Source organism: Micromonospora sp. WMMD735 (assembly GCF_049178995.1).
In the GTDB taxonomy this organism is placed as follows: domain Bacteria; phylum Actinomycetota; class Actinomycetes; order Mycobacteriales; family Micromonosporaceae; genus Micromonospora; species Micromonospora wenchangensis.
Genome location: NZ_JBMHMJ010000002.1, coordinates 959,718 through 981,065 on the forward strand (window position 1 = coordinate 959,718; position 21,348 = coordinate 981,065).

A 21,348-nucleotide genomic window follows, 5' to 3' on the forward strand; every position below is an offset into this window, starting at 1 on the left:
ACGGAGGCCCACCGTGACCGGCCGGGCACGGGGTGCGGAGCCGGGGACGAGTTTTGATCATCCCGACCTCAGGTTGGGACGCCGTAGCCAAAACTTTTGCCATCTGCGTAAAAAGTTAGTGAACTATTGATTGAAGTCCACTCTTCGTGAGGATGATCCGATGCGCTGTCCCCCTCCAGCCACCGGACCCGCCGGACGTACCCTCGCCGGCCTGCTCGCCCTCGTGTTCGCCGCGGCGGTGGTCCTGCTGCCCACCACGGCGGCGCAGGCGCACGGCACCCTGGCGATGTCGACCCCGGCGGCCAACGCCACGGTGGCCGAGCCGCTGACGACGGTGGAGCTGTACTTCACCGAGCAGGTCGCGGCCAACGCGTACTTCACCGTCACCGGGCCCGGCGGTGGCCGGGTCGACAACGGCTGGCGGCACGGCTCCCCCCGGCCCCTGGACAAGCCGGTCCGGGAGTACCTGCTGGTCGACGGCAAGTTCGAGCCGAAGGAGTACAGCACCGGCTTCCCGGCGGTGGTCACCCTGGCCCACCTGCCGGCGGCCGGCCAGTACGCGGTGAGCTACCTGTCGGTAGCCTCCGACGGTGAGCCGGTCCGGGGCACCATGACCTTCCGCTACACCGGACGGCCGACCGCCGCGCCGTCCGGCTGGCAGCCCCCCGTCGACCAGCCGGATCCGGCGCTGGTGGCCGCCGCCGAACAGCACGCCACCTCCGGCCACGGCGGCCCGGCGGCCTCCGCGGTACCGACCGCCCCGGTGACCGCCGCCGCGCCGGCCGCCCCGCCGGCCGCCGCCGAAGACGACGACGGGGCCGGCCTCGGCTGGCTGGCCTGGGCCGGCGGTGCGGTGCTGGTCGTGGCGGCGGTCGGCTTCGCGGCCTGGCGGCGTCGCCCGGTGCCCGCCACCCGGCCCGCCGGTCGGCCCCGGTCCGGGGGGACGGCCGCCCGGCCCGGCTCCGGCACCCGCGTCAACCGGTCGAAGGGGACGGGCGGCGGCAGGAAGACGGCCCGTCCGGCCGCCGCCCGCCGTCAGGTGGTCACCGCGTCCGTGACGACCCCCGCCAGGACCGGCGCGGCCCCGGCCAAGGCGGTCCCGGCCGCCCCGGCTGCCCCGGCCTCCGGCAGGGCGGCCCCGACCTTGGCTCAGGCTGCCCCGGCCTCCGGCAGGGCGAAACGACTCCCCGCCGAGGCGGCTGCGGCCACGGCGGGAACGGCCACGGCCACGGTGGGGTCCGCCGGAGCGACCTCCGGGGCCGACGAGGCGGCCTCCGCCGCGACGTCCGCCGACGTCGGCGCGACGGACTCCGCCGCGACGGACTCCGGCACCGGCGTGCCGGTATCCGCCGCCCCTGCACCGCATCCCGGGTCCCGACTGGGCAACACGGGTCTCGCGTTGCTCGTCGGAGGGCTGGTGGTGGCCCTGCTGGCGGGCTTCGCGCTGGGCCGGATCGGTTCCGGTACCCGGCCCGCCGACGGCACCACCACCGCCGCCCCGCCGGCCACCGGTGCGGCGCTGGCGGCCGGGGACGGGCACCAGCACGGGCCCGGCACCGGGGCGCACACCCATCCCGGCGACGCCGGTGGGGCCCAGGCACAGGTGACCGGGCTGTCGGTCAACGCCGGGGGTTACACCGTCGAGCCGGCGGCCCGGACCCAACCGGCGGGCGTACGGGCCGACTACCGGTTCCGCATCGTCGGCGCGGACGGGAAGGCGGCGACCCGGTTCGCGGTCGTCCACGACAAGCCGCTGCACCTGGTCGTGGTGGGGCGGGACCTGAGCGGTTACCAGCACCTGCACCCGACCATGGCGGCGGACGGCACCTGGAGCGTCCCGCTGACGCTGACCCGGCCCGGCGGCTACCGGATCTACGCCGACTTCTCGGTGACCGGCGCCGACGGCACCACGGCCCCGCTGGTGCTGGGGGTCGACCACCAGGTGCCCGGCGCGCACACCCCGGTCCCGCTGCCGCCAGCCGCGTCGCAGTCCACGGCCGGGCCGTTCACGGTCACCATGGGCGGCACCCCCACCGTGGGGGTGACGGTGCCGCTGTCCTTCCGGCTCGACGGCGTCGACCCGGCCCGCCTGGAACGCTACCTGGGGGCGTACGGGCACCTGGTGGTGGTACGTGAGGGTGACCTGGGCTACGTGCACGTCCACCCGGACCAGGAACTGGTGGACGGGACGGTGCGGTTCTGGCTGACCGCCCCGAGCGCGGGCCGCTACCGGGCGTTCTTCGACTTCCAGGTCGACGGGACGGTGCACACCGCGCAGTACACCCTCGACCTGACCTGAGCACGGTTCCGGCCGACCCCGCGTGCACCGCCGGGGCGGCCGGAACCGTCACCGCCCGCCCGGTCCGACCCGGCAGGTCGGCGACGCGGGGGCGAATCGGTGGGCCCGTACCCGGGGTGTCGGGGGGAACGGCCATGATGAGCCGGTGAAGATCCTGTCCATCCAGTCCTCGGTCGCCTACGGCCACGTCGGCAACTCGGCGGCCGTGTTCCCCCTCCAGCGCCTCGGGCACGAGGTCTGGCCGGTGCTGACCGTGCACTTCTCCAACCACACCGGGTACGGCGCGTGGCGCGGGCCGCTGCTGGCCCCGGCCGACGTGGCGGAGGTGATCGAGGGCATCGCCGACCGGGGGGTGCTCGGCACCGCCGACGCGGTGCTGTCGGGCTACCAGGGCGACCCGGCGATGGGTGCGGTCATCCTCGCCGCGGCCGACCGGGTGCGGGCCGCCAACCCGGACGCGGTGTACTGCTGCGACCCGGTGATGGGCGACACCGGGCGGGGGATGTTCGTCCGGCCCGGCATTCCGGAGTACCTGCGTGACGTGGTGGTCCCGCGCGCCGACATCATCACCCCGAACCACTTCGAGTTGGACTTCCTCGCCGGCCGGACGACCACCTCGCTGCCCGCCGTGCTGGACGCCGTCGACGTGGTCCGCGCCACCGGCCCCCGGGACGTGCTGGTGACCAGCGTGCTGCACGACGACGTGCCGACCGGCTCGCTGGAGGTGGTGGCCGTCTCGGACGAGGGCGCCTGGGCGGTGACCACGCCGCTGCTGCCGATCAACCCCAACGGCGGTGGCGACGTCACCGCCGCGCTCTACCTGGCCCACCTGCGGACGACGGGTTCACCGGCGACCGCGCTGGAACGGACCATCTCCTCGGTCTTCACCGTGCTGGAGCGGACCCTCGCGGCGGGCACCCGGGAGATCCAACTGGTCGCCGCCCAGGACGCCGTCGCCGACCCGCCGGCCCGGTTCACCGCCCGCCGGCTGCGCTGACCCGGGCACGGGCTGCGCCGCCGACCGGCCCCCGCCGGTGGCACGTCCCGGCTGCGGGGGTCGGGGTGACTTCTTCGGCGGTCGTGGCTTTTCCGGTGGGCGGGGTGGCGAGACCCAGGTGACCAGGACCACCGAAATGATCATGAGGAGGAACCACGAGGCGAGCTTCGTCGGCGACACCGGGTCCCACCCGGCCACCTGACCGGGGTAGAGCCACGCCTGCGACCAGGTGGCGATGTTCTCCGCCAACCAGATGAAGAAGGCGACCAGGAGGAAGGCCAGCAGCAGCGGCATCCGCAACCGGAACCGGAAGACCCGGAACTGCATCACGCAACGGCCGAACACCACCGCGACGAGGGTGATGAGCAGCCACCTGACGTCCGGCAGGTAGTGGTTGGTGAAGAAGTTGGCATAGATCGCGACCGCCACCAGCGCCGTCACCCGGCGTCGGGGGTAGCGCGTGAAACGCAGGTCGAACAACCGGTTGACCCGGACCAGGTAGGAGCCGACCGCGGCGTACATGAAGCCACTGAACAGCGGCACCGCACCGAGCCGCAGCACCCCGTCCGGAGCGTAGGACCACGAGCCGACGTGCGTCTTGAACAACTCCATCGCGGTCCCGACCAGATGGAACAGCACCACCACCCGTAGTTCGCGCAGGGATTCCAGCCGTCCGGCCAGCATGGCCGCCTGGATGACGACCGCGGCGACGGTCAGCAGGTCGTTCCGGGCGAGAGCGGCATCCTGCGGGTACCAGAGCCGGGCCGCCAGGATGACCGCCAGCATCGCCCCGCCGAACACGCACGCCCAGGCCTGCTTGAGCCCGAAGACCAGGAACTCGACCAGCCAGCCGGCCGGTCCGCGTCGGGGCAGCCGGGCCAGGACGGCACGGAAGCGGGCGTCGACCGCACGTTCCGTCGTGGTCAGGCCGCTCGGTCCGTCCGCAGGAGGCATCGGGGCGACGTTACCGGGTGCCGGCCCGGCCGGTGCCGTCGGTCAGGGGGAGGTCGAGAGCGTGCTGATCAGGCCGAGACCACCGCAGCAGAGCAGCAGCACCACCGGCAGGATGACGAGCACCAGGCTGTAGTTCGACCACATGCCGAACTTCGTCACGTCGGTGCCCTGCCCGTCGTGGACCCGGTTGCGCCAGCCGCCGAAGCGGAACGACAGCGGGTACACCAGTCCGGGCTGGACGGTGAGCGCGGTGGTGACGATCGGGATGCCCATGAAGTCCGTGTAGCGGATGTCGTGTGCCCCGGCCGGCACGGCCACGTACCAGGTGCCCTCGCCGGGGATCGACACCAACCGGCCGTCGACCTTGAAACGGCTGGTGGCCGGGACGGGCACCAGGTACGGACCGCGGTTGACCGAGACGGCCAGCACCGCGTGTCCCGGCGGCGGGGGAATCGGCTGCGGGTAGGCGATCAGCGGCGTGACGGGGCCGGGCGCGGACGGGTACGACGGCTGAGGGGGGTACGACATCGCCACATCCTGGCACGACCCTCGGACACGGTGCGCGCGGGCGGCCTGCCGCCGGCCTGACGGGACGGCACCCGCCCACACGCAGGACGATCCGGCTCGGGTTGAACCGTCGGCACCCCGGTTCGTATAAGGGGGCCGGGACGGGAGGATGTCGGTGGGACCGAGGGTGGGGAAAGCGATGGTGGCGATGCGGCGGGCCTTTGTCACGGTGCTGCTGGCCGGGATCGCGCTGCTCGTGGCGGCACAGCCGGCACAGGCGGCGCAGCCGGTGGGCGTGGCTCGACCGCCCGGTGCGGTACGGCCGGTCAGCGCGGTGCCGGCCGAAACCGGTAGGTACTACGTGGTCGGGCCACCCGTCGACGGGCAACGGGAGTACCTCTACGCCATCGCGCTGCGTACCCTCGGTAACGGTAACCGGTTCCGGGAGATCGTCGACCTCAACGTCGGCCGGGTCCAGCCCGACGGCGAGACGTTCACCGACGGGGTGGTCCTGCGCCCCGGCTGGCGGCTCGTGCTGCCCAGGGACGCGCAGGGCCAGGGGGTACGGATCGGCCGGCTGCCGCAACTGGGCCCACGGTCACCGGCTCCGGCCAGCCCGAGCCCGCGCGCCACGACCCCGTCCCGTCCCGGTTCGACCCCTCGTACGGTGGCCCCGTCCTCCGCGACGGCCTCCCGTCCGGCGCGGACAGCCGCCGCGACCACCCGGGCCGTCGCCCGGCCGCCGGAGGCTCCGCAGGTGGGCGACGGGCTGGACCCGCTGCTGATCCGGGTCGGTGCGGGGCTGCTGGCGGTCTTCTTCGCCGCCGTGGCTGTACTGCTGTTGCGTCGTGGCGGACCCCGCCGGCTGGTGCTGGAGGACGACGGGCCGTGGCCGCCGCAGCGGCACCACACCCCGACCCCCGCCGAGCTGGCCGCCGTGCCGGTGCCCGGCGAGGTGGACACCGCACCGCCCCCGGTCACCCGCCGGCCCCCCGCAGCGTCGACGTCGGGGGCACCGCCGTCGCCCCCGCCGGCTCCGCCGATCACCCGGCCGGTCACGGCACCGGCCCGGCGACCGGCCCCGCCGGCGGTCACCCCGCCGATCCTGCCCCCGCCGCCGTCGGTGGTCCTGCCGGCACCGCGTACCGCCGCCCGGCCCACCGCCCCGTCGGTGTCGCCCCCGGCGGCACTACCGGGTCCAGCGTCACCACCGGCGCCGGTGCCGGTCGAGGGGTCGACGTCCCCGCGGGAGCTGCCCGCAGACCCGGCTGCGGCGTCCGCCCCGGAGCCGGCGGCCCCCCCGGTGGCTGAACCCGTCCCGGCGTCGGATTCCGTGCCGGTGTCGGAGTCCGTGCCGGGAGCGGCGGCCGAGGTGGCGGTATCGGAGGCGGTGGTCCCCGGTACCCGACCGTCACCCTCGGCGACGACGGGCGGGCTGCCCGTGAAGCCGGTCTGGCCGCCCCGGGCACCACAGTCGGCACCACCCCGACCGACCCCGATCGACCCACCGCAGCCGCCGGCCGGTCCGAGCCCGACCGCCACCGCGCCGACCGCAGGGACATCCGCCGGGACCGCCGGCGCGTCGGTCGGCGTGGCATCCCCCGGGGCTGTCCCCGCCTCGGCGGGCGTGGCTTCCGTCGGGACCGCCGACGCGTCGGCCGGGGTGGATCTGCCGCGTCCGGTGGTGCCGACCGGCAACGAGGTCCCGTACCTGAGCACCGAGCTGGAGACCGAACTCGGGCCGATCCGGGTCCGGCTGGTCGGGGTCGCGGCGGGCCGGGGCGCGCCCGCGTACGCGTGGCTCGGCCCGGACGAGACCGCGCCCCCGGCGACCCTGCCGCTGGTGCTGGGCCACCGGGGACCGTGGCGGTTGCACGTCGACCTGGGACGGGCACCCGACGTGCTCACCCTGGTCGGCGACACCGACGACTGCCGGCGCACGGCCGCCCTGTTCGCCGGGCGGCTGCGGGCCGGCGGGATCGGCGTGGCCACGGTGGGCGACGTGCTCGGCGGGCAGGCCCCGCCGGGGTGCCGGTCGCTGCCGGGGCTGCCGGCGGCGACCGCACCCGACGCCGACCCGCCCGCGCCGTACGTGGTGTTCACCCCCGGCCTGGCCGGTGCGGAGCTGGCCGGGGCGCGGCGACTCGCCACGGACACCGGGGGGCGGTGCGTGCCGGTGGTGATCGGACCGGTGCCGGCCGGCCGCTGGTCGGTTCAGGTGTCCCCGGTCGACGGCGGGTCCACCCGGGGCGGTACGGCGGACTGAAGGCCGGCGACGGCGGACGGCAGCGGCCCCGGGGTGAACTCCGCGATCCGCTGCCACCCGCCCCCCTGCGCCCGGAAGGCGCGCTGCACCACGATCCGGTCGTACGAGCGGCTGGCCAGGACCAGGTCCACGCCGGCCCGGTGCAGCCGGTCCACCCTGCTCCGGACCAGGGGCAACCCGGCCAGCATGGTGTGGGTGGCCCCGACGTCGACGGTGCGTCCCGCCGGCACCCGTACCTCCACCAGCAACCGGCCCGGCCGGGCCACCGGCCGCTGCTGGTAGAGCGGCAGCCAGCCCCGGGGCAGCCCCCGGGACCGGGCCGGCAGCAGCGCGTACGCCTGCCGGGTGCCGAAGCCGGGCCAGCGGCGGACGTCGTTCGGCAGCCCGGCGACCGAACGGCTGGTGGGCGCGGCACGGATCCGCAGGGGCTCGCCGTCGGCGTCCACGGTGGGCAGCAGGCGGCTGAACCCGTCGCAGCGGAAACCGCCCACCAGCCGGACCCGGTCCAGCCGGGCGGCCGGCAGCAGGTAGGTGTCGGGGCTGCCCAGGACGTACTTGAAGCGTGCCGGCACGTGCGCCCGCAGCACCGCCATCGGGATCGCGCCGCCCGGGGAGATCCGCACCCGCAGCAGGTCGCTGCCGGCCGGGGCCGACCGGGGGTCGAGGAACGCGGGTACGAACAACTCGACGCCGGGCAGCCCGTCGCCGACCGCCCGCTCCGGGTCACCCTCGACGAGGACGTACGCCTCGAACGTCTCGGCGTTGACCTGCTGGCCGCGCCGCAACCAGGGCGGGCCGTAGTCGGCCGCGCGGCGGCTCTCGGTGACCAGGGCGGGCCGGGGGAGGGGCGCGGCCGGCTGTTCCGCCCCGGTGCCGTCGCCGACCGGCGTCGGCGGTGCCGCGTCGGCCGGGTCCGCCGAGCGGGGCGGGGAGGTGCCGTCCGGTCCGGGGGCCGGGTCGTCGGCGCGGGCCGGTCCCGGGTGGCCGTCGGCCGAGCCGGTGTCGACGGCTCCGGCGGCGGGGGAGGCGACCACGATCCGTTCCCGGTCGCGTCGGGACACCAGCAGCCCCTCGGGGGTCGCGTCCAGGGTCGACGGGCCGTCGGCGTACCTCGGTCGGTGGGCCTGCCACGCGGCGACCGCGCCCGTCGGGTCGAACGCCCGCAGGTCGCGCCGGTCGTCGATCAGCTCGGCCCGGCCGCCCGCGGGTGGGGTCCAGACGGTGGCCCCGGTCGTTTCGGCCAGCTCGACCACCTCCGCGACGAGCCGGGCCTGCTCGTCGGCGTCGGACGGCCAGGTCAGCCAGAGCCGCAGGTCGGCACCGTAGAGCGGCAGGTCGCCGAGGAGCGCGGCGAGCTGCCCGCCGCTGTGCACGTCCTGGGTGCCGCTGTAGGTGCCGACGAGGAACCCGCCGGAGCGGGCGGTGACGGCGACGGTGACCACCCCGGTCGACGCGCCGAGCCGGTGCGCGGTGGCCCGCCTGGTCACGAAGTCGGCCCGGGTCGCCAGGGCGAGGCCGTCGGGCAGCGGCAACCCCACCACCCCGGTACGGGGACGGACCAGCCCGTCGTCCACCGCGAACCAGCCGGGCAGGGAGGTGGCGAGGTCCGGTGGCTGGAGCACGAGCCAGTCCATCGGCTGCCGGGTCACCCGGTCCAGCGGCACCGCGTCCAGTGGCCCGCTGTCGGCGGTCGGGCGGGCGGAGCCGGTGGCCGACCGGTCGATGGCGTGCCTGATGTCCGAGCCGTCCGGGCTGACCAGCACGTCGTGCCCGAGTAGCCCGGCCACCTCGGTGAACAGGTCGAGGTGCCGGGCCCCGTCGTCGGTGAGGATCCGGACGTCCTGCGCCGCGTCCGCGCCGTGCCGGACCAGGGTGGCGACGGCCCGCGCGTCGAGCGGCCGGCCGGGGGCGGTGGGTACCACCAGCCGTCCGCCGGCGCCCGGGGCCAGCCAGAGGTCGTACAGCCCGGCGATGCGGCGGTGCCGGCGCGGGTCGAAACGGCGGGTGGCCGGCACCCGGTCCAAGCCGTTGCCGCCCACCGGCTCCACCGTGCGCCCGAGCCCGTTCACCGCCGCCCCACCTTCGTCTCCACCGGCACCTGATCGCCCGGCCGGTCGTTCGCCGCCACCGTCGGTGGTGGAGGGTCGCCCGCCTGCCGGTCATCCGTCCCCACCGGGGGGACGGCCCGAGGAGACGTTCCCGTCATCGGCGGCCGGTACCCTCGGCTGACCTCATGACGAGGATCATGGAAATCTGGTTCAGATTGATTTGAACGGACCGGCCGCTGATCCGCAATAGACGGTGAAGGCCGGTGACGCTCGGCCATGGTGACTGAAGGGGGACACCCAGTGCTGGCGAAGCGCTCGATCCTTGCCCGCCTGCTCGCGGTGGCGATGGCCGGCTGCGTGCTGATGGCGCCGACCGGGCCGGTTGTGGCGAAGGCCACCAACGATCCGCAGCCGTACGTGAAGTACTACGTGGTCGCGGCGCAGTACCAGGGCCAGCCGGAGAGCCTGACGGCGATCGCGCGGCGGTTCCTCGGTAGCGGCGAACGGTCCGCGGAGATCTACCACCTCAACACCGGCCGGGTGCAGCCCGACGGGTCCCGGCTGACCGACCCGGGCAGCCTCAAGGCCGGCTGGCAGCTCGTGCTGCCCTGGGACGCGGCCGGTGAGGGGGTGAAGTACGGCCAGCTCCCGACGGGCAAGCGGCCCACCCCGAGTGCCCGGCCCTCCGGCGCGGTCGACCCCACACCCAGGGCCGTCAGCCCGAGCCCGGATCCGAGCCCCACCCGAACGGGCGGCAGCCCCCGACCGGGCGCGAACGGCCCGAAGTGCACCGCCACCACCGGGTCGAGCAGCAGGTCGGACTGGGCGCAGCTGCGGATGGCCGCCGACAGCGCCTGGACCCTCACCCGTGGCAACGGGGTCAAGGTGGCGGTGGTCGACACCGGCGTCGACGCGAGTGTGCAGCAGCTCAGCGGCCGGGTGGCGGTCGGCGCGGACGTGACCGTCGGCAACGGGCGCGGGGACACCGACTGCCTGGGCAGCGGCACCGCGATGGCGGGCATCATCGCCGGTGACAGCAGCGTCGACGGCAGCCCGGTGGGCATCGCGCCGGACGCCACCATCCTGCCCGTCCGCGTGGTCCGTGGTTCGGGCGCCGCGCGGGCGGCCGACGCGGCGAACGCCATCGAGGTGGCGGTCAGCGCCGGCGCGTCGGTGGTCGCGGTCGGCTCCCACGTCGACCTCGGCGACCCGGCGGTGGCGTCCTCCGTGGCCACCGCCCTCGACCACGATGTCCTGCTGGTGGCCGGTGCGCCGACCAAAGCGGTGCCGCCGCCGTCCCCGGCCGGCCGCTCCGGGGGCGGTGCGCTGCTGTTCACCGGAGGCGTCGGTGCCGGCGACCAGCTTGCCGAGCAGTACGTGCAGGGCGCGGTGGAGGTGGTCGCGCCCGGGGTGGACGTGGCGAGCCTCGGCGTGGGCGGGGGCAAGGCGGTCAGCAACACCGGCACCGAGTTCGCCGTCGCGTTCGTCGCCGGGCAGGCGGCGCTGATCCGGGCGGCCCAGCCCGACCTGACCGCCGCCCAGGTCAAGGAGCGTATCCGCAGCACCGCCGACGCGATCGGCACGGCCCCCGACGCCAAGTACGGCTCCGGCATGATCAACCCGGCCGCCTCGGTGTCGGTGGCGGTCGACGACCGTAACCAGGTGGCCAGCCAGCAGCAGGGCAACAACGGCGCGGCGCTCGCCGTCATCCTCGGCATCGCGCTGCTCTGCGGTGTCGCCGTGGTCTTCGGCCTGCGGCTGCGCCGCCGCCGGTTCGCCGGCTGAGCCCTCCACCGGTCGTGCCCGGCCCGGCCGCCGACGCCGGTGCCGGGCCCGGGTGACCGCCGGGCCCCGGCGGTCCCGACGCGACGGGCTCCGGTGGGCACGTTGCCCATCGGAGCCCGCCTGTCGGTACTGCTACCGCCGGGTGAAGGTCTGCTTCGGGTTGAACACGCAGATCCAGGACATCATCGGCGCGCCGACGCCGTGCCCGTCGACGTCCAGGCAGCGGTCGGTCTCCCGGTTGAACAGGGAGGTGCGGCCGTTGTGCTCGATCCACTCCCACTTCTGGGCGGGATTGCCGCTGCACACGGCGACCTGCACGGGGGTGCCGTCCTTCTTCTCACCCCAGGCCACGTCGAGGCAGAGCCCGTTGGCCCGGACGCTGCCGTCGGAGCGGAAGTCCCACCACTGCGACCGCTCCTCCCGGCACTTGTTCAGCACCGCCCGTACCCCGTCGCTGGTCCCGGCGGTGACGCACAGCCCGGTCTCCTTGCCCACGAGCTGCTTGGTGCCGGCCGGTCGGGTCGGTGCCGCCGCCGGCTTGGCCGACGGGCTCGCGGGCGGCGGCGGGGCGGCCGAGCTGCCCTTCGGGCCGGGCGACGGCGACGCCGGCGGGGTCACGGTCGGGCTGGGCGACGGCGACGCCGACGGCGGCGTCGGCCGCAGCCGGTTGTCCAGGGCGTAGTAGTCGGTGTGCTCCCGCATGGTCCGTAGGAACGCCTGCGTGCCGGCGTCGAGGTCGCCGCCGGCCTGGCGCACGGCGGCCGGGCCGTTGCGGTACGCGGCCAACGCCAGCAGCGACGGGTCACCCTCCAGCCCGGACAGCTCCTTGTGCAGGGCGCACAGGGCCGTGCCGACCGCCGGGATCGCCGCCTGCGGGTCCCACGCCGAGGCGTCGGACGGGCCGTACGCCTGCCACACCTCGGGTCGGAACTGCGCGACACCCCGCTGCCCCTCGGGGCCGAGCAGGTTGGCGTCGAATCCGGACAGCGCCATCAGCTGGGCGGCGACCAGTGGCGGCGTCACCTCGGGGCAGACCGAACCGGCCCGGACGACGAGCGCCGTGTAGTTGCCGGGCACCGCCTTGGGCTGCTGGACGCCGGAGCTGGGGCGGGGCTGGCCGGAACCACCGAACGCGGTCAGCTTGCCGTAGTAGGCGGCGTACCCGCTGGCCTGGTCGACGTACTCGACCGCGTCGGTGGGCACCCCCTTGGCGTCGCGTACCTCGTCGAGGCCGGTGTGGAACGCGGCCAGCGAGAGCCGCCAGGTGTCCCCCGCGACGTCCGCCAGCCGCACCTGGCCGCTGAGGTCGCACATCAGGTGGGCCAGGGCGAGGATGTTCGCGGCCGGATCGGAACGCTCCGCGCCGGGCCACGGTGCCCACGACTTCCACGCGGCGGTGTCGAGACCGGCGATGCCCTGCCCGCCGGAGGCGGTCCGGTCGGCCCGACCGTCCAACCCCGACTCGGCCATCAGCTGGCCGGCCAGCCGGGCGGGGGTGAGCGTCGGGCACGAGCGGGCGGCTGCCTGGATGGTCGTCAGGTGTTCCTTGGAGACGGGCCGACCGGTCAGGTCGTCGTCGCGGGCCTCGGCCGCGCCCCAGCCGACAGCGGCCACCACCATGGACAACACGGCGAGTCCGGCGACGACGAAGGCTGCGGTACGACGGGGGATCGACCCCAGTCGGGCGAGTACGGAGGGGTGATCGGATTTCACGGGAGGTGTCCCTTCCGGCGTGGCGACATCGCTGTCGTGACGGATGCGCGATGTCCCCGGTTCACCGGGCTCGAATCGGATCTGGTGATTTTGGTCCGGTCGACATTGAACCGAGGGGTACGGCGGGCCGTCAACGTGGCTACCGCCGGGCCGGGCCGACGTCACACCGGGACTCGGCGGCGATGGCCGTGTCGTTGATCGGAGCTTGGGATGCTTTCTCGCCGCAGGGTACTCGGGATGGGTTTCGCCGGCGCCGCCGTGGTCGGCGTGCCGCTCGTGGCGGCCCCGTTGATCTCGCGGGCGCGGGCCTCGGGCGGCCTGCCGCTGAACGTGGTGAACAGCACGGGCCGGTTTGCCAACTCGGCGATCCGGATGTACGTCGTCGGCACCGACGCGGAGACCGGGGCGATGGGCTACGTCCGGGAGAGTGGGAAGTTCACCCCGGCCGACCCGGCGCACAACGGCCCGGACGGCGTCGCCGACATCGGCGTGCGGCTGGCCGGTTCCGGGGTGACCCGGTTCGTCCTGCCGATGATGTCGGGCCGGATCTACTTCGCCATCGACGGCGAGCTGCGGTTCACCGTGGTCACCGACGGCAACGGGCGGCCGGCGTTGCAGTACCCGGTCGGCTGGGTGGCCGACGACCCGAGCTTCGGCGTCCTGCACGACTGCTGTGAGTTCACCTACAACGCCTCCGGCATGTTCTGCAACACCACCACCGTGGACATGTTCAGCATCCCGATGTCGATCCGGCTGCTCGGCGACGTGGAGCAGGCCACCGGCAAGCTCGTCGACGGTGGCCGGGACGCGATCTTCGCCGAACTGGCCCGCCAGCCCGGCTTCGAGCGGCTGGTGGTCGGCGACGGGCTGCGCGTCATCGCACCGGGCAAGGGCATCGAGACAGGTCGCTTCGACCCGACCTACTACGACGGCTACATCGCCGAGATCTGGGACCGGTACAGCCGTACCGAGCTGCGGATCCACCGGTCGGAGGGCACCGTCCGGGGCCGGGTGGTCGACGGGCGGTTCGCCTTCGACGGCGGGGTCCGCGCCTTCGACCGGCCCTCGACACTCAACGTGTTCCACTGCGACGGCGCGCTCGCCGCACCCAACGACGGGCTCTCCGGTCCGGTGGCGGCGGTCCTCGGGGCCGGGTTGAACCGGTCGGTGCTCGACCAACCGGACCAGCCGACCACCAGCCGGGACGCCTACTACCAGCATCCGGTGACCAACCACTACTCCCGGGTGCTGCACCGGCACAGCGCCGACGGCCGGGCGTACGGCTTCCCCTTCGACGACGTCGCCGACGACGCCTCCTACATCCAGGACGTCCAGCCCCGGGAGATGACCATCACGCTCACCCCGTTCGGCGGGGGTGCGGCCGGACAGCCGGCACCCGAGGTCGAACGCCCGGTGGTCGTGGAGCGCCCGGTGGTCGTCGAGGGACCGGTGGTCGTGGAGGGGCCGGCGGCCGTCGTCGCCGCCCGGGGCGTGGGCCAGGAGATCGCGGCGGCCAGCTTCGACCGGCAGCAGGGCGTACGGAAGGAACCCTCCAGTGAGGGCGGCGAGCACCTGGGCTTCCTCGCCCACGGCGACTGGGCCGGATACCGGGGGGTCGACTTCGGCCGCGAACCGGCGACCCAGTTCCAGGTGCGGGTGGCCTCCGGCGCGCCGCAGGGCGTCTCCGGCCTGATCGAGGTACGCCTCGACGCCCCCGGCCTGCCGCCGGTGGGCAGCATCGCGGTGGCCGGCACCGGAGGCTGGCAAAACTGGGTCACCGTGCCGGGGAACCTCGCCCCGGTGACCGGGGTGCACGACGTCTACCTCACGTTCGCCAGTGGCCAACCCGAGGAGTTCGTCAACGTCCGCTGGCTGCGTTTCACCCGATGAGCGTGGCCACCCTCGTCGCCCCGGCGCACGACACCGACCGGTGGACGGCCGCCGTGCCGTCCACCGTCGCACCCCGGCGGCACCCGTCGACCGGTCGACGGCCCGGTCGACCGTCCGATGAGCACGGTTATGCTCTCTTCCTAGGCGGGCTCGACGTCGAGACGACGGCGCGGCCGTACGGGGGCGACCCGTACGTCAGGGGGAGGCGTTCTGTGTCGGCGGTGCCCAACGAAGCGCCCGGGGTGACCGGCGACGCGGCGACCGAACGGGCCTCCCCCGAGGCCCTGATGCGCTGGATCCACGAGCAGTACCGGGGACCGCTGCTGAGGTTCCTCACCCGCCTCGTCCTCGGTCGGCAGGAACTCGCCGAGGACCTGGTCCAGGAGACGTTCCTGCGCACCTGGCGGAACCTGGAGACGCTGGCGGAGGACCCACGCCGGATCGCCCCGTGGCTCTACACGGTCGCCCGGCACGTGGCCATCGACGCGATGCGCGCCCGGCAGTCCCGACCGCCCGAGGTGGCCATCCCCGACCTCAACCGGCTCGCCTCGGCCGACGACGAGATGGACCGGGTGGTCAGCACCCACACCGTCCGGTTGGCGTTGCAGCAGATCAAACCGGAACACCGTGAGGTGCTCGTCGAGATGTACTACAAGGGCTCCTCGGTCGCCGAGGCCGCGCAGCGACTGGGAATCCCGGAGGGTACGGTAAAGTCCAGAACGTACTATGCGGTGCGCGCGCTGCACGCAGCGATCGGCCCGACCGAGTCGTCGTGATGACGCGACGTGTCGGTTTCCCGCTCGACCTCCCGGACGGCTGCCGTTCCTGGGGTCGTCCCACCGCCACCGGTGTCTCCGGGTCGAGAAGGGGGGCGTGATGCGCACCGGGGGTGACCATCCCACCGCTGAGCACGCCACCCTGGCTCTCTACCTGCTCGGCGCGCTCGACGATGCCGACCGGGTCGCGTTCGAGAACCACCTGGCCGGTTGTGACGAGTGCCTGGCCGCGGCGGGCGAGATGGGCGGCGTGACCAGTGCCCTCGGCGGGCTGGACGCCGCCGACTGGGACGACCTCGCCGGCCTGACGCCCGAGTTTCCGCTACCGCCCGGGTTCGGCCCCCCGGCGGACCCCCGCGCCCACCCCGCGCCGCCTGCCGACCTGCCACCGGCCGCCGCGCCGCCTGCCGACCTGACGCCGGCCGACCCGCCGTCGCCGGGACTGCCACCGGGCCCGTTGTCGGTCGACCCGCCGCCGGCAGGCCCGCCATCTTCCACCGGATCTGGTCGGCCGGCGGCACCGGTGCCGGTCGCGCGTCCGCCCGCCGACCCGCCGCCGGCACCCGCCGCCGACGGCGGCCCGTTCACACCCGCCGCCGACGGCGGCCCGCCGGCACCCGCCGGGTCGGACCTGCCCCCCGCCCCGGCCGCCGACACCGGGCCGCCCGCCGACGTGGCGCCGGTCCCGCAGTCCGGCACGCCGGTCGCGGCACCCCGACGGGGTGACCGCCGGGGTGCCGGTCCGCGTACCACCGGCCGTGGGGCGGGCAGCCGCCCCGGCGGGGACCGACCCGCGACGGCCCCCGGCCCGGGAGGCACCCGGCCCGCCGACCCGGCCCGGCGTCGCCGGACGGTCCTCTGGGCAGGGGTGGCCGCCGCGCTGGTGGCCGTCGTCCTGGCCGGCGGGATCGCTGCGGTCACCGGCTTCGGCGACCGCAGCGGCGTGGTGCTCACCGCGACCGGGGAGGCGCCTGCCGAGGGGGTGAGCCTCTCCGTCGCGATCACCACCGACGAGGGGCGGGGCTCCACCATCCGGATCACCGCCACCGGCCTGCGCCAGGGCCTGCGGTACCGGCTGTTCGCGGTGACCCGCGACGGCGTCACCCACGTGGTGCGGGACTGGACCGCCTCGACCGGGCCGCAGGAGGTGACCGGCGAACTGTCGCTGCCGGTCGCGGACCTGGCCTTCGTCACCGTGGGCCTGGTGGACGGCACCGCGATCGTCACCGCCCCGATCTCCCGCTGAGCCGCTCCGGCCGGCCCCGCCCCGCCCGGCGCACGTCAGGTCCGAGTCCGGCCCGGACCCGACGTGCCGGCCCCGGACCCGGACCTGCCGGCCCGGGGCGGGGCGGGCCGCCGTGGTCAGTACGGGTCGGTGTGCGGGATCTCCTTGGCCCGGTGCGCGCCCGCCTTGCAGCCGGCGAACGGCCCGGCCGGGTTGCGCAGGCTGGTCAGCACCGGTTCCAGGTAGTCGCGGTGCCAGGTGGCCGGGCCGCACAGTCCCGCCTCCGGGCCGGTGAGTTCCTGCCAGGCCAGCCACAGGCCGTGCAGCTGCGCCACCGCCTCGGGGTGCCGCCACCACTGCCCGCACCACGGCGCGGTCGAGGACGCCTCCCGGGCGTAGACCGGCACGAGCAGCAGCCGGACCCAGTTGCTGAGCAGCGCCAACTCCTCGACGTACTCGTCGTCACGCAGGTAGAGGATGAACGGTGAGGTGGGCGGCCGGTCGTCCGGCGGCGCGTCGTCGGCGCGGGTCTGCTCCTGCGGGGTCGTCACCGTCATGGACACTCCTCATCGGTCTGCCGGTCGGATCGGTTCCGCCGGTCGGTGCGGTTCAGTCGCCCGAGGCTCCGGGGCTGGGCGAGGCGGGGCTGGGCGAGGTGGTCGGCGGGAACGACGGCGGCGGACCGCCGAGCCCCTGGTACTTGGCGAACAGGGACCGGACCTGCGCGAGGTAGAGCTGGGCGGCATTGGTGGAGGGGACGCCACCGGCCCGGCGTACCTCGTCGATGCCGACGGCGTACGCGGCGAGCGTCAGGTCGAGCACCTCACCGATCGCCTCGCCGTCGTCGAGCAGGGCCTGGGCCTGCCCGGCCAGGGCGCAGACGTGCTTGGCCTGGGCGGCGATCGAGTCCTCCTCGTCGACCGCGTCGGTGTCGCCGTCGTCGTCGGTGTCCTCGCCGTACCTGGTGAAGACCTCGGGCGGCAGTTGGGAGATGCCCTTCTCCCCGTTCGGGCCGACCTTCGCCGGGTCCCACCCGGAGGCCACCTCGATCTGCGCGGCGATCACCACGGGGCCGATCTGGGTGCAGGTCTTCCCCGCGTCCTCGATGCTGTCCGCCAGCCCCTCGGGCACCTGGTCGGGGTCGAGCGTGCCCTTGCCGTCGCCCTGCGCGGCGGCCAGCGAGTCGTCGGCGGCGCTGACCGGATCGGCCGACCCACCGCCGCCGCCGAAGAACAGGATCAGCGCGACGAGCGGGGCGAGCAGCACGCCCAGCGCGCCGATCACGAAGACGGCGGCGGCCCCGACCACCCCGGCCACCGGGGTCGCCAGGCAGCTCAGCCCGGCCGCGACGGCCGCGCCGATCAGCGCCGCGCTGCTCCGGTTCGACCCTTGCGTCGGCTCCGCGCCGTCGTTGTCGGACGCTGCCATGTCGCCTCCCAGGCTGCTCACCAGTGCGGTGGAAAAAAGTTCGTCCCCGGCGTGAACCGGGTGGCGGGGCCCGTCGTAGTGGCGTCCGTCGACCGCCCGGCCCGCCGTACTGACGGGTCGGGACCCGGGGTGGTTCAACCGGGACGTCGACGAAGTGGAGCGACATTCGACAGGAGGTGGGTGCATGGGGTCCGCGACGATGACCGACCCGGCACCGCGGATGCCACCGGGGCCGCCGTCCGTCCGGACCGGACCCGGGGCGGCCGTGTCCCGGCGGTCCCTGTCCGAGGCGGGGCTGGGCTGGATCGCGGCGCACGGTGGCGCCGGCACGACGACGCTGTCCCGGCTCTTCGGCGGCGTCGACCTCGGCTGCCGGTGGCCGGACGCCGCGCGGGCGGAGCCGGCCACGGTGATGCTGGTCGCCCGGACCAACGCCGAGGGCATGCGGGCGATGTCCCGGGCGCTCAACGCGCTGCGGGAGGGGCGTCATCCGCCCGGCATGCGGCTGGTCGGTCTGGTGCTGCTGGCCGACGCCCCGGTCCGGCTGCCGTCGGCACTGGCCCGTCGCATCCGGGTGCTGCGGTCGGTCGCCCCGGTGCACCGGGTGCCGTGGATTCCGGCGTGGCGGCTGGGACAGCAGCCCGCCCGGATGCCCAAGGCCCTGGACCGGCTGCGGGTGGCGACCGGGTCGGCCGGCGAGGGGAGGACACCGTGACCTCCGGGTACGGGATCGTCGCCGCGCTCCTGGCACGGGGTCCGGCGGCGGCGCCCTCCCCGCTGCCGGCCTTCCAGCCCCCACCGCCGTACAACCCGGCCGGCGGCGCGGCCGACGACCTGCTGAACCTGCTCGCCTGGGGGGTCAGCGCGGCGGGCGTCGCCGGGCTGCTCATCCTCGGCATCTCGATGGCCATCCAACTCAACCGGGGCGTGCCCGGGGAAATGAGCGACCACTTCCGCGGGGCGGTGTTCGTCGCGATGGGTTGCGTGCTCGGCGCGACCGCCGGACCGCTCGTCATGTTCTTCGGCGACCTCGGACTCTGAGCCGGTCGCCGCCGGCCGCAGCGCACCCCGCACTGCCGGCCCTGTCCCACCTCCGTCGCCGCCGGAGCGTCGTCGACGCCTCCGGTGATGCCACCTGCCCTGAAGGAGCTGTTCCGATGACGTTCACGAGCCTGTCCCAGTACGCGGCGGCCTACCTGTTCGCCCGCCTCCCGATGGCCCCGGACCCGCAGCAGCCGGGCGGTGCCGGGATCAACCCGACCCCCAACGCGCCGGGCCAGCTGAACACCCTGGTGAACAAGCTGCTGGGTCTGATCGCCTGGGCCGGCACCGCCGCCGGGGTGGCCGGGGTGCTGATCACCGGAACGATGATGGCGGTCTCGGTGAAGCGGGGCGAGAGCTCCGAGCACATGTCCCGCCTCGGCCTGGTGCTCGGTGGCTGCATCCTGGTCGCCGTCGCGGGTCCGTTGGCCAACTTCTTCCTCGGTGGTGCCGGCACCACCGCGGGCCAGCCGCAGTGACCGGCGGGCGAGGCCGGTCCCCGGCGGACCCGCCGTTCTGGGCCGAGCGCGGCTGGCTGCTGTCCGTCGCGTTCCTCGCCGGCATGGCGTTGCTGGCGGCGGGGGTCTGGGTGTCCGGGGCGACCCGGCAGACGGCGGTCGACCCGGTGGCCCGGACCGCCGCCGACGCACCGGTGGCGCGGTGCCCGTCCCGGCCGGTGGTGGCCTCGGGGGCGGCGGTGCCGCCGGACGACGTGGCGTGGCGGACCCTCGACGGCGGCGACCGGGTGCCGGTCTCCGCGACGCAGGGACCGTCGCGCACCGCCGACGGGGTGCTGGGCTGCTTCGCGCACACCCCGATCGGTGCGGTGCTGGCGGCACACGCCGTGCCCACCCAGCTGGCCGGGCCCACCTGGCGGGCCGTGGCCGACCGGCAGGTGCTGCCGGGGCCGGGCCGCGACGTGCTGGTGGCCCGGCTGGGAGCCGCCGCCGGGGTCGTCACCAGTCGCGGCGGCGGCAGCTACGCGGGCTTCGCCCTGGCCCGGTACGCGGCCGACACCGCCCAGGTGCAGTTGCTGGTCAAGACGGGTGCCGGGGGCTACGTGGCGACCCTGGTCGCGCTGCGCTGGGACGCCGGTGACTGGAAGGTCGTGCCGTCGCGGGCCGGTGTGGTGCACGCGTCGCTCGGCACGGTCACCGGCAGCGCCGGCTACACACTCTGGAGGAAGTAGATGGGCGGGTGCTCACCTCCCAGTCCGCTCGACATCATCACCGGCTTCTTCTCGTTCCTCGGTGACCCGATCGGCACCCTGGTCCGGATGATCGCCAACCTGATGCTGGCCGCCGCGATCTCGATCTTCGCCGAGCTGAGCGCCTCGGTGCCGACGCTGGGCACCACGACCGAGGGCGGCCCGGACGACGTACCGAGCCTGATCAGCGACCAGATCGAGTGGGTCGTGACCTACCTGGCGATCGGGTCGGTGCTGTTCGCCGCCGCCCGGATGGCGATGGAACGCAAGGGCACCGCCGGGCGGACCGCCCTGCAGGGCTTCCTGCGGGTCATCCTGGTCGCCGGGGCCGGGTCGTGGGTGGTGGGCCGGGCGGCCAGCCTCTCCGACGGCTTCTCCGACCACCTGCTCAAGTCGGCGGCCATGCAGGTGATCATGGGTGTGCCGTGTGTGGACAACGGCTCCTCCATCGAGTCGTTCCTGCTGCTGGTGCTGGCCTTCCTGCTGCTGATCGCCGCCATCGTGCACGTGCTGATGCTCTACCTGCGGCTGGGCGTGATGACCATCATGCTCGGCACGCTGCCGCTGGCCGCCGCCGCGTCGATGACGAACTGGGGTGCCGGCTGGTGGCGCAAGCACATCGGCTGGACGGTGGCCTGGCTGCTCTACAAGCCCGCCGTCGGTCTGATCATGTTCTCCGGAGCGGAGATGCTCGCCGTCGGCAGCCGGACCCAGAACTCCTCGCACATCCGCATCGCCGGCATCGGCGTGCTGCTGCTGTCGGCGATCGCCCTGCCGGCGCTGCTCAAGATCGTGGTACCGGCCACGGCGGCGCTGGGCACCGGCGACCCGACCGGCACCGCCGTCTCGGCCGCGGGCGGCATGGTCGCCTCCGGCGCGAAGCGGGTCGCCGGGTCCGCCCTGTCCTCAGGTGGCGGCGGCGGTGGCGCGCCGTCCGGGGCTCGCGGGCCGCAGGGCAGCCGGGGCGACACCGGCCGGCAGGGACCGTCCGGCGGCGAGGGCCGGACCGGCCGTAACGCGGGTGGCTCCGCCGGCTCCGCGGCGGCCGCGGGTTCCGCCGCCCGGCTGGCCGGGCCGGTCGGGGCGGCGATCGACGGGGCGCACCGGGCGGCCCGCACCGGCCGGAACATGGCGGCCGGCACCGTGTCGGGCGCGGACGGCGACGCCGGCCACAACTGACAGCGGGGCGACGGCCGGCCGGTCGTCGCCCGG

Annotated in this window: 17 protein-coding genes and 1 pseudogene; 12 read left to right on the plus strand and 6 right to left on the minus strand. The window is 75.0% G+C overall.

Annotated features, from left to right (window positions below; translation table 11 throughout):
- Positions 1–160: 160 nt before the first annotated feature.
- Positions 161–2,299: a copper resistance protein CopC gene (locus tag ACN268_RS04235; RefSeq protein ID WP_421481821.1), complete on the plus strand. Its 2,139-nt coding sequence runs from the start codon at positions 161–163 to the stop codon at positions 2,297–2,299.
- A 145-nt stretch (positions 2,300–2,444) separates the two neighbouring features.
- Positions 2,445–3,296: a pyridoxal kinase PdxY gene (gene pdxY, locus ACN268_RS04240; RefSeq protein ID WP_421481822.1), complete on the plus strand. Its 852-nt coding sequence runs from the start codon at positions 2,445–2,447 to the stop codon at positions 3,294–3,296.
- Between the two features lie 96 nt (positions 3,297–3,392).
- Here pdxY and ACN268_RS04245 read toward each other — a convergent pair.
- Both ACN268_RS04245 and ACN268_RS04250 read right to left on the minus strand, forming a co-directional pair.
- A pseudogene (locus ACN268_RS04245) lies at positions 3,393–4,250 on the minus strand (DUF817 domain-containing protein); the annotation flags it as partial.
- A gap of 42 nt (positions 4,251–4,292) precedes the next feature.
- Positions 4,293–4,778 (minus strand): hypothetical protein, encoded by a 486-nt coding sequence (locus tag ACN268_RS04250; RefSeq protein WP_204924450.1) that lies wholly within the window; start codon positions 4,776–4,778, stop codon positions 4,293–4,295.
- A gap of 166 nt (positions 4,779–4,944) precedes the next feature.
- Here ACN268_RS04250 and ACN268_RS04255 point away from each other — a divergent pair, with 166 nt between their 5' ends.
- Complete coding sequence (locus ACN268_RS04255) at positions 4,945–7,023, plus strand: hypothetical protein (protein ID WP_421481823.1); 2,079 nt, start codon at positions 4,945–4,947, stop codon at positions 7,021–7,023.
- Here the strand turns inward: ACN268_RS04255 and ACN268_RS04260 are convergent.
- Positions 6,972–9,092: a hypothetical protein gene (locus tag ACN268_RS04260; protein ID WP_421481824.1), complete on the minus strand. Its 2,121-nt coding sequence runs from the start codon at positions 9,090–9,092 to the stop codon at positions 6,972–6,974. The two genes, ACN268_RS04255 and ACN268_RS04260, sit on opposite strands and share 52 nt — an antisense overlap.
- Before the next feature lie 279 nt (positions 9,093–9,371).
- Between ACN268_RS04260 and ACN268_RS04265 the strand changes: the two genes are divergently transcribed.
- Positions 9,372–10,856, plus strand: a complete 1,485-nt coding sequence (locus ACN268_RS04265; RefSeq protein WP_421481825.1) for a S8 family serine peptidase — start codon at positions 9,372–9,374, stop codon at positions 10,854–10,856.
- Between the two features lie 132 nt (positions 10,857–10,988).
- Here the strand turns inward: ACN268_RS04265 and ACN268_RS04270 are convergent, their stop codons facing one another.
- On the minus strand, positions 10,989–12,569 hold the full coding sequence (locus ACN268_RS04270) for a ricin-type beta-trefoil lectin domain protein (RefSeq protein WP_421481826.1): 1,581 nt from the start codon (positions 12,567–12,569) through the stop codon (positions 10,989–10,991).
- Between the two features lie 237 nt (positions 12,570–12,806).
- Here ACN268_RS04270 and ACN268_RS04275 point away from each other — a divergent pair, with 237 nt between their 5' ends.
- The 3 genes from ACN268_RS04275 to ACN268_RS04285 all read left to right on the plus strand — a co-directional run bounded on the left by ACN268_RS04275 (position 12,807) and on the right by ACN268_RS04285 (position 16,481).
- Positions 12,807–14,459 (plus strand): beta-1,3-glucanase family protein, encoded by a 1,653-nt coding sequence (locus ACN268_RS04275; RefSeq protein ID WP_421481827.1) that lies wholly within the window; start codon positions 12,807–12,809, stop codon positions 14,457–14,459.
- A gap of 221 nt (positions 14,460–14,680) precedes the next feature.
- Positions 14,681–15,235, plus strand: coding sequence for a sigma-70 family RNA polymerase sigma factor (locus ACN268_RS04280; protein WP_145920254.1), 555 nt, complete (start codon positions 14,681–14,683; stop codon positions 15,233–15,235).
- A 100-nt stretch (positions 15,236–15,335) separates the two neighbouring features.
- Positions 15,336–16,481 (plus strand): zf-HC2 domain-containing protein, encoded by a 1,146-nt coding sequence (locus tag ACN268_RS04285; protein WP_421486803.1) that lies wholly within the window; start codon positions 15,336–15,338, stop codon positions 16,479–16,481.
- A gap of 116 nt (positions 16,482–16,597) precedes the next feature.
- On the opposite strand, the gene ACN268_RS04290 is transcribed toward ACN268_RS04285, so the two are convergent.
- Entirely contained in the window at positions 16,598–17,017 is a 420-nt protein-coding gene (locus ACN268_RS04290) for a DUF4913 domain-containing protein (protein ID WP_421481828.1), read from the minus strand.
- A 52-nt stretch (positions 17,018–17,069) separates the two neighbouring features.
- A complete protein-coding gene (locus ACN268_RS04295) occupies positions 17,070–17,888 on the minus strand; it encodes a transglycosylase SLT domain-containing protein (protein WP_421481829.1) in 819 nt (272 codons plus the stop codon).
- A 265-nt stretch (positions 17,889–18,153) separates the two neighbouring features.
- On the opposite strand from ACN268_RS04295, the gene ACN268_RS04300 reads away from it, so the two are divergent.
- The 5 genes from ACN268_RS04300 (at position 18,154) to ACN268_RS04320 (ending at position 21,315) form a co-directional block, all read left to right on the plus strand.
- A complete protein-coding gene (locus ACN268_RS04300; protein ID WP_421481830.1) occupies positions 18,154–18,603 on the plus strand; it encodes a hypothetical protein in 450 nt (149 codons plus the stop codon).
- Positions 18,600–18,929 carry a hypothetical protein gene (locus ACN268_RS04305; protein WP_421481831.1) on the plus strand — a complete coding sequence of 110 codons (330 nt, stop codon included), beginning with the start codon at positions 18,600–18,602 and terminating at the stop codon, positions 18,927–18,929. Before ACN268_RS04300 ends, ACN268_RS04305 begins: the two co-directional genes overlap by 4 nt.
- A 116-nt stretch (positions 18,930–19,045) precedes the next feature.
- Positions 19,046–19,408, plus strand: coding sequence for a hypothetical protein (locus ACN268_RS04310; protein ID WP_363658128.1), 363 nt, complete (start codon positions 19,046–19,048; stop codon positions 19,406–19,408).
- Positions 19,405–20,118 (plus strand): hypothetical protein, encoded by a 714-nt coding sequence (locus ACN268_RS04315; protein WP_421481832.1) that lies wholly within the window; start codon positions 19,405–19,407, stop codon positions 20,116–20,118. The genes ACN268_RS04310 and ACN268_RS04315 overlap by 4 nt, the downstream gene beginning before the upstream one ends.
- Positions 20,119–21,315 carry a hypothetical protein gene (locus ACN268_RS04320; RefSeq protein WP_421481833.1) on the plus strand — a complete coding sequence of 399 codons (1,197 nt, stop codon included), beginning with the start codon at positions 20,119–20,121 and terminating at the stop codon, positions 21,313–21,315.
- Positions 21,316–21,348: the final 33 nt, after the last annotated feature.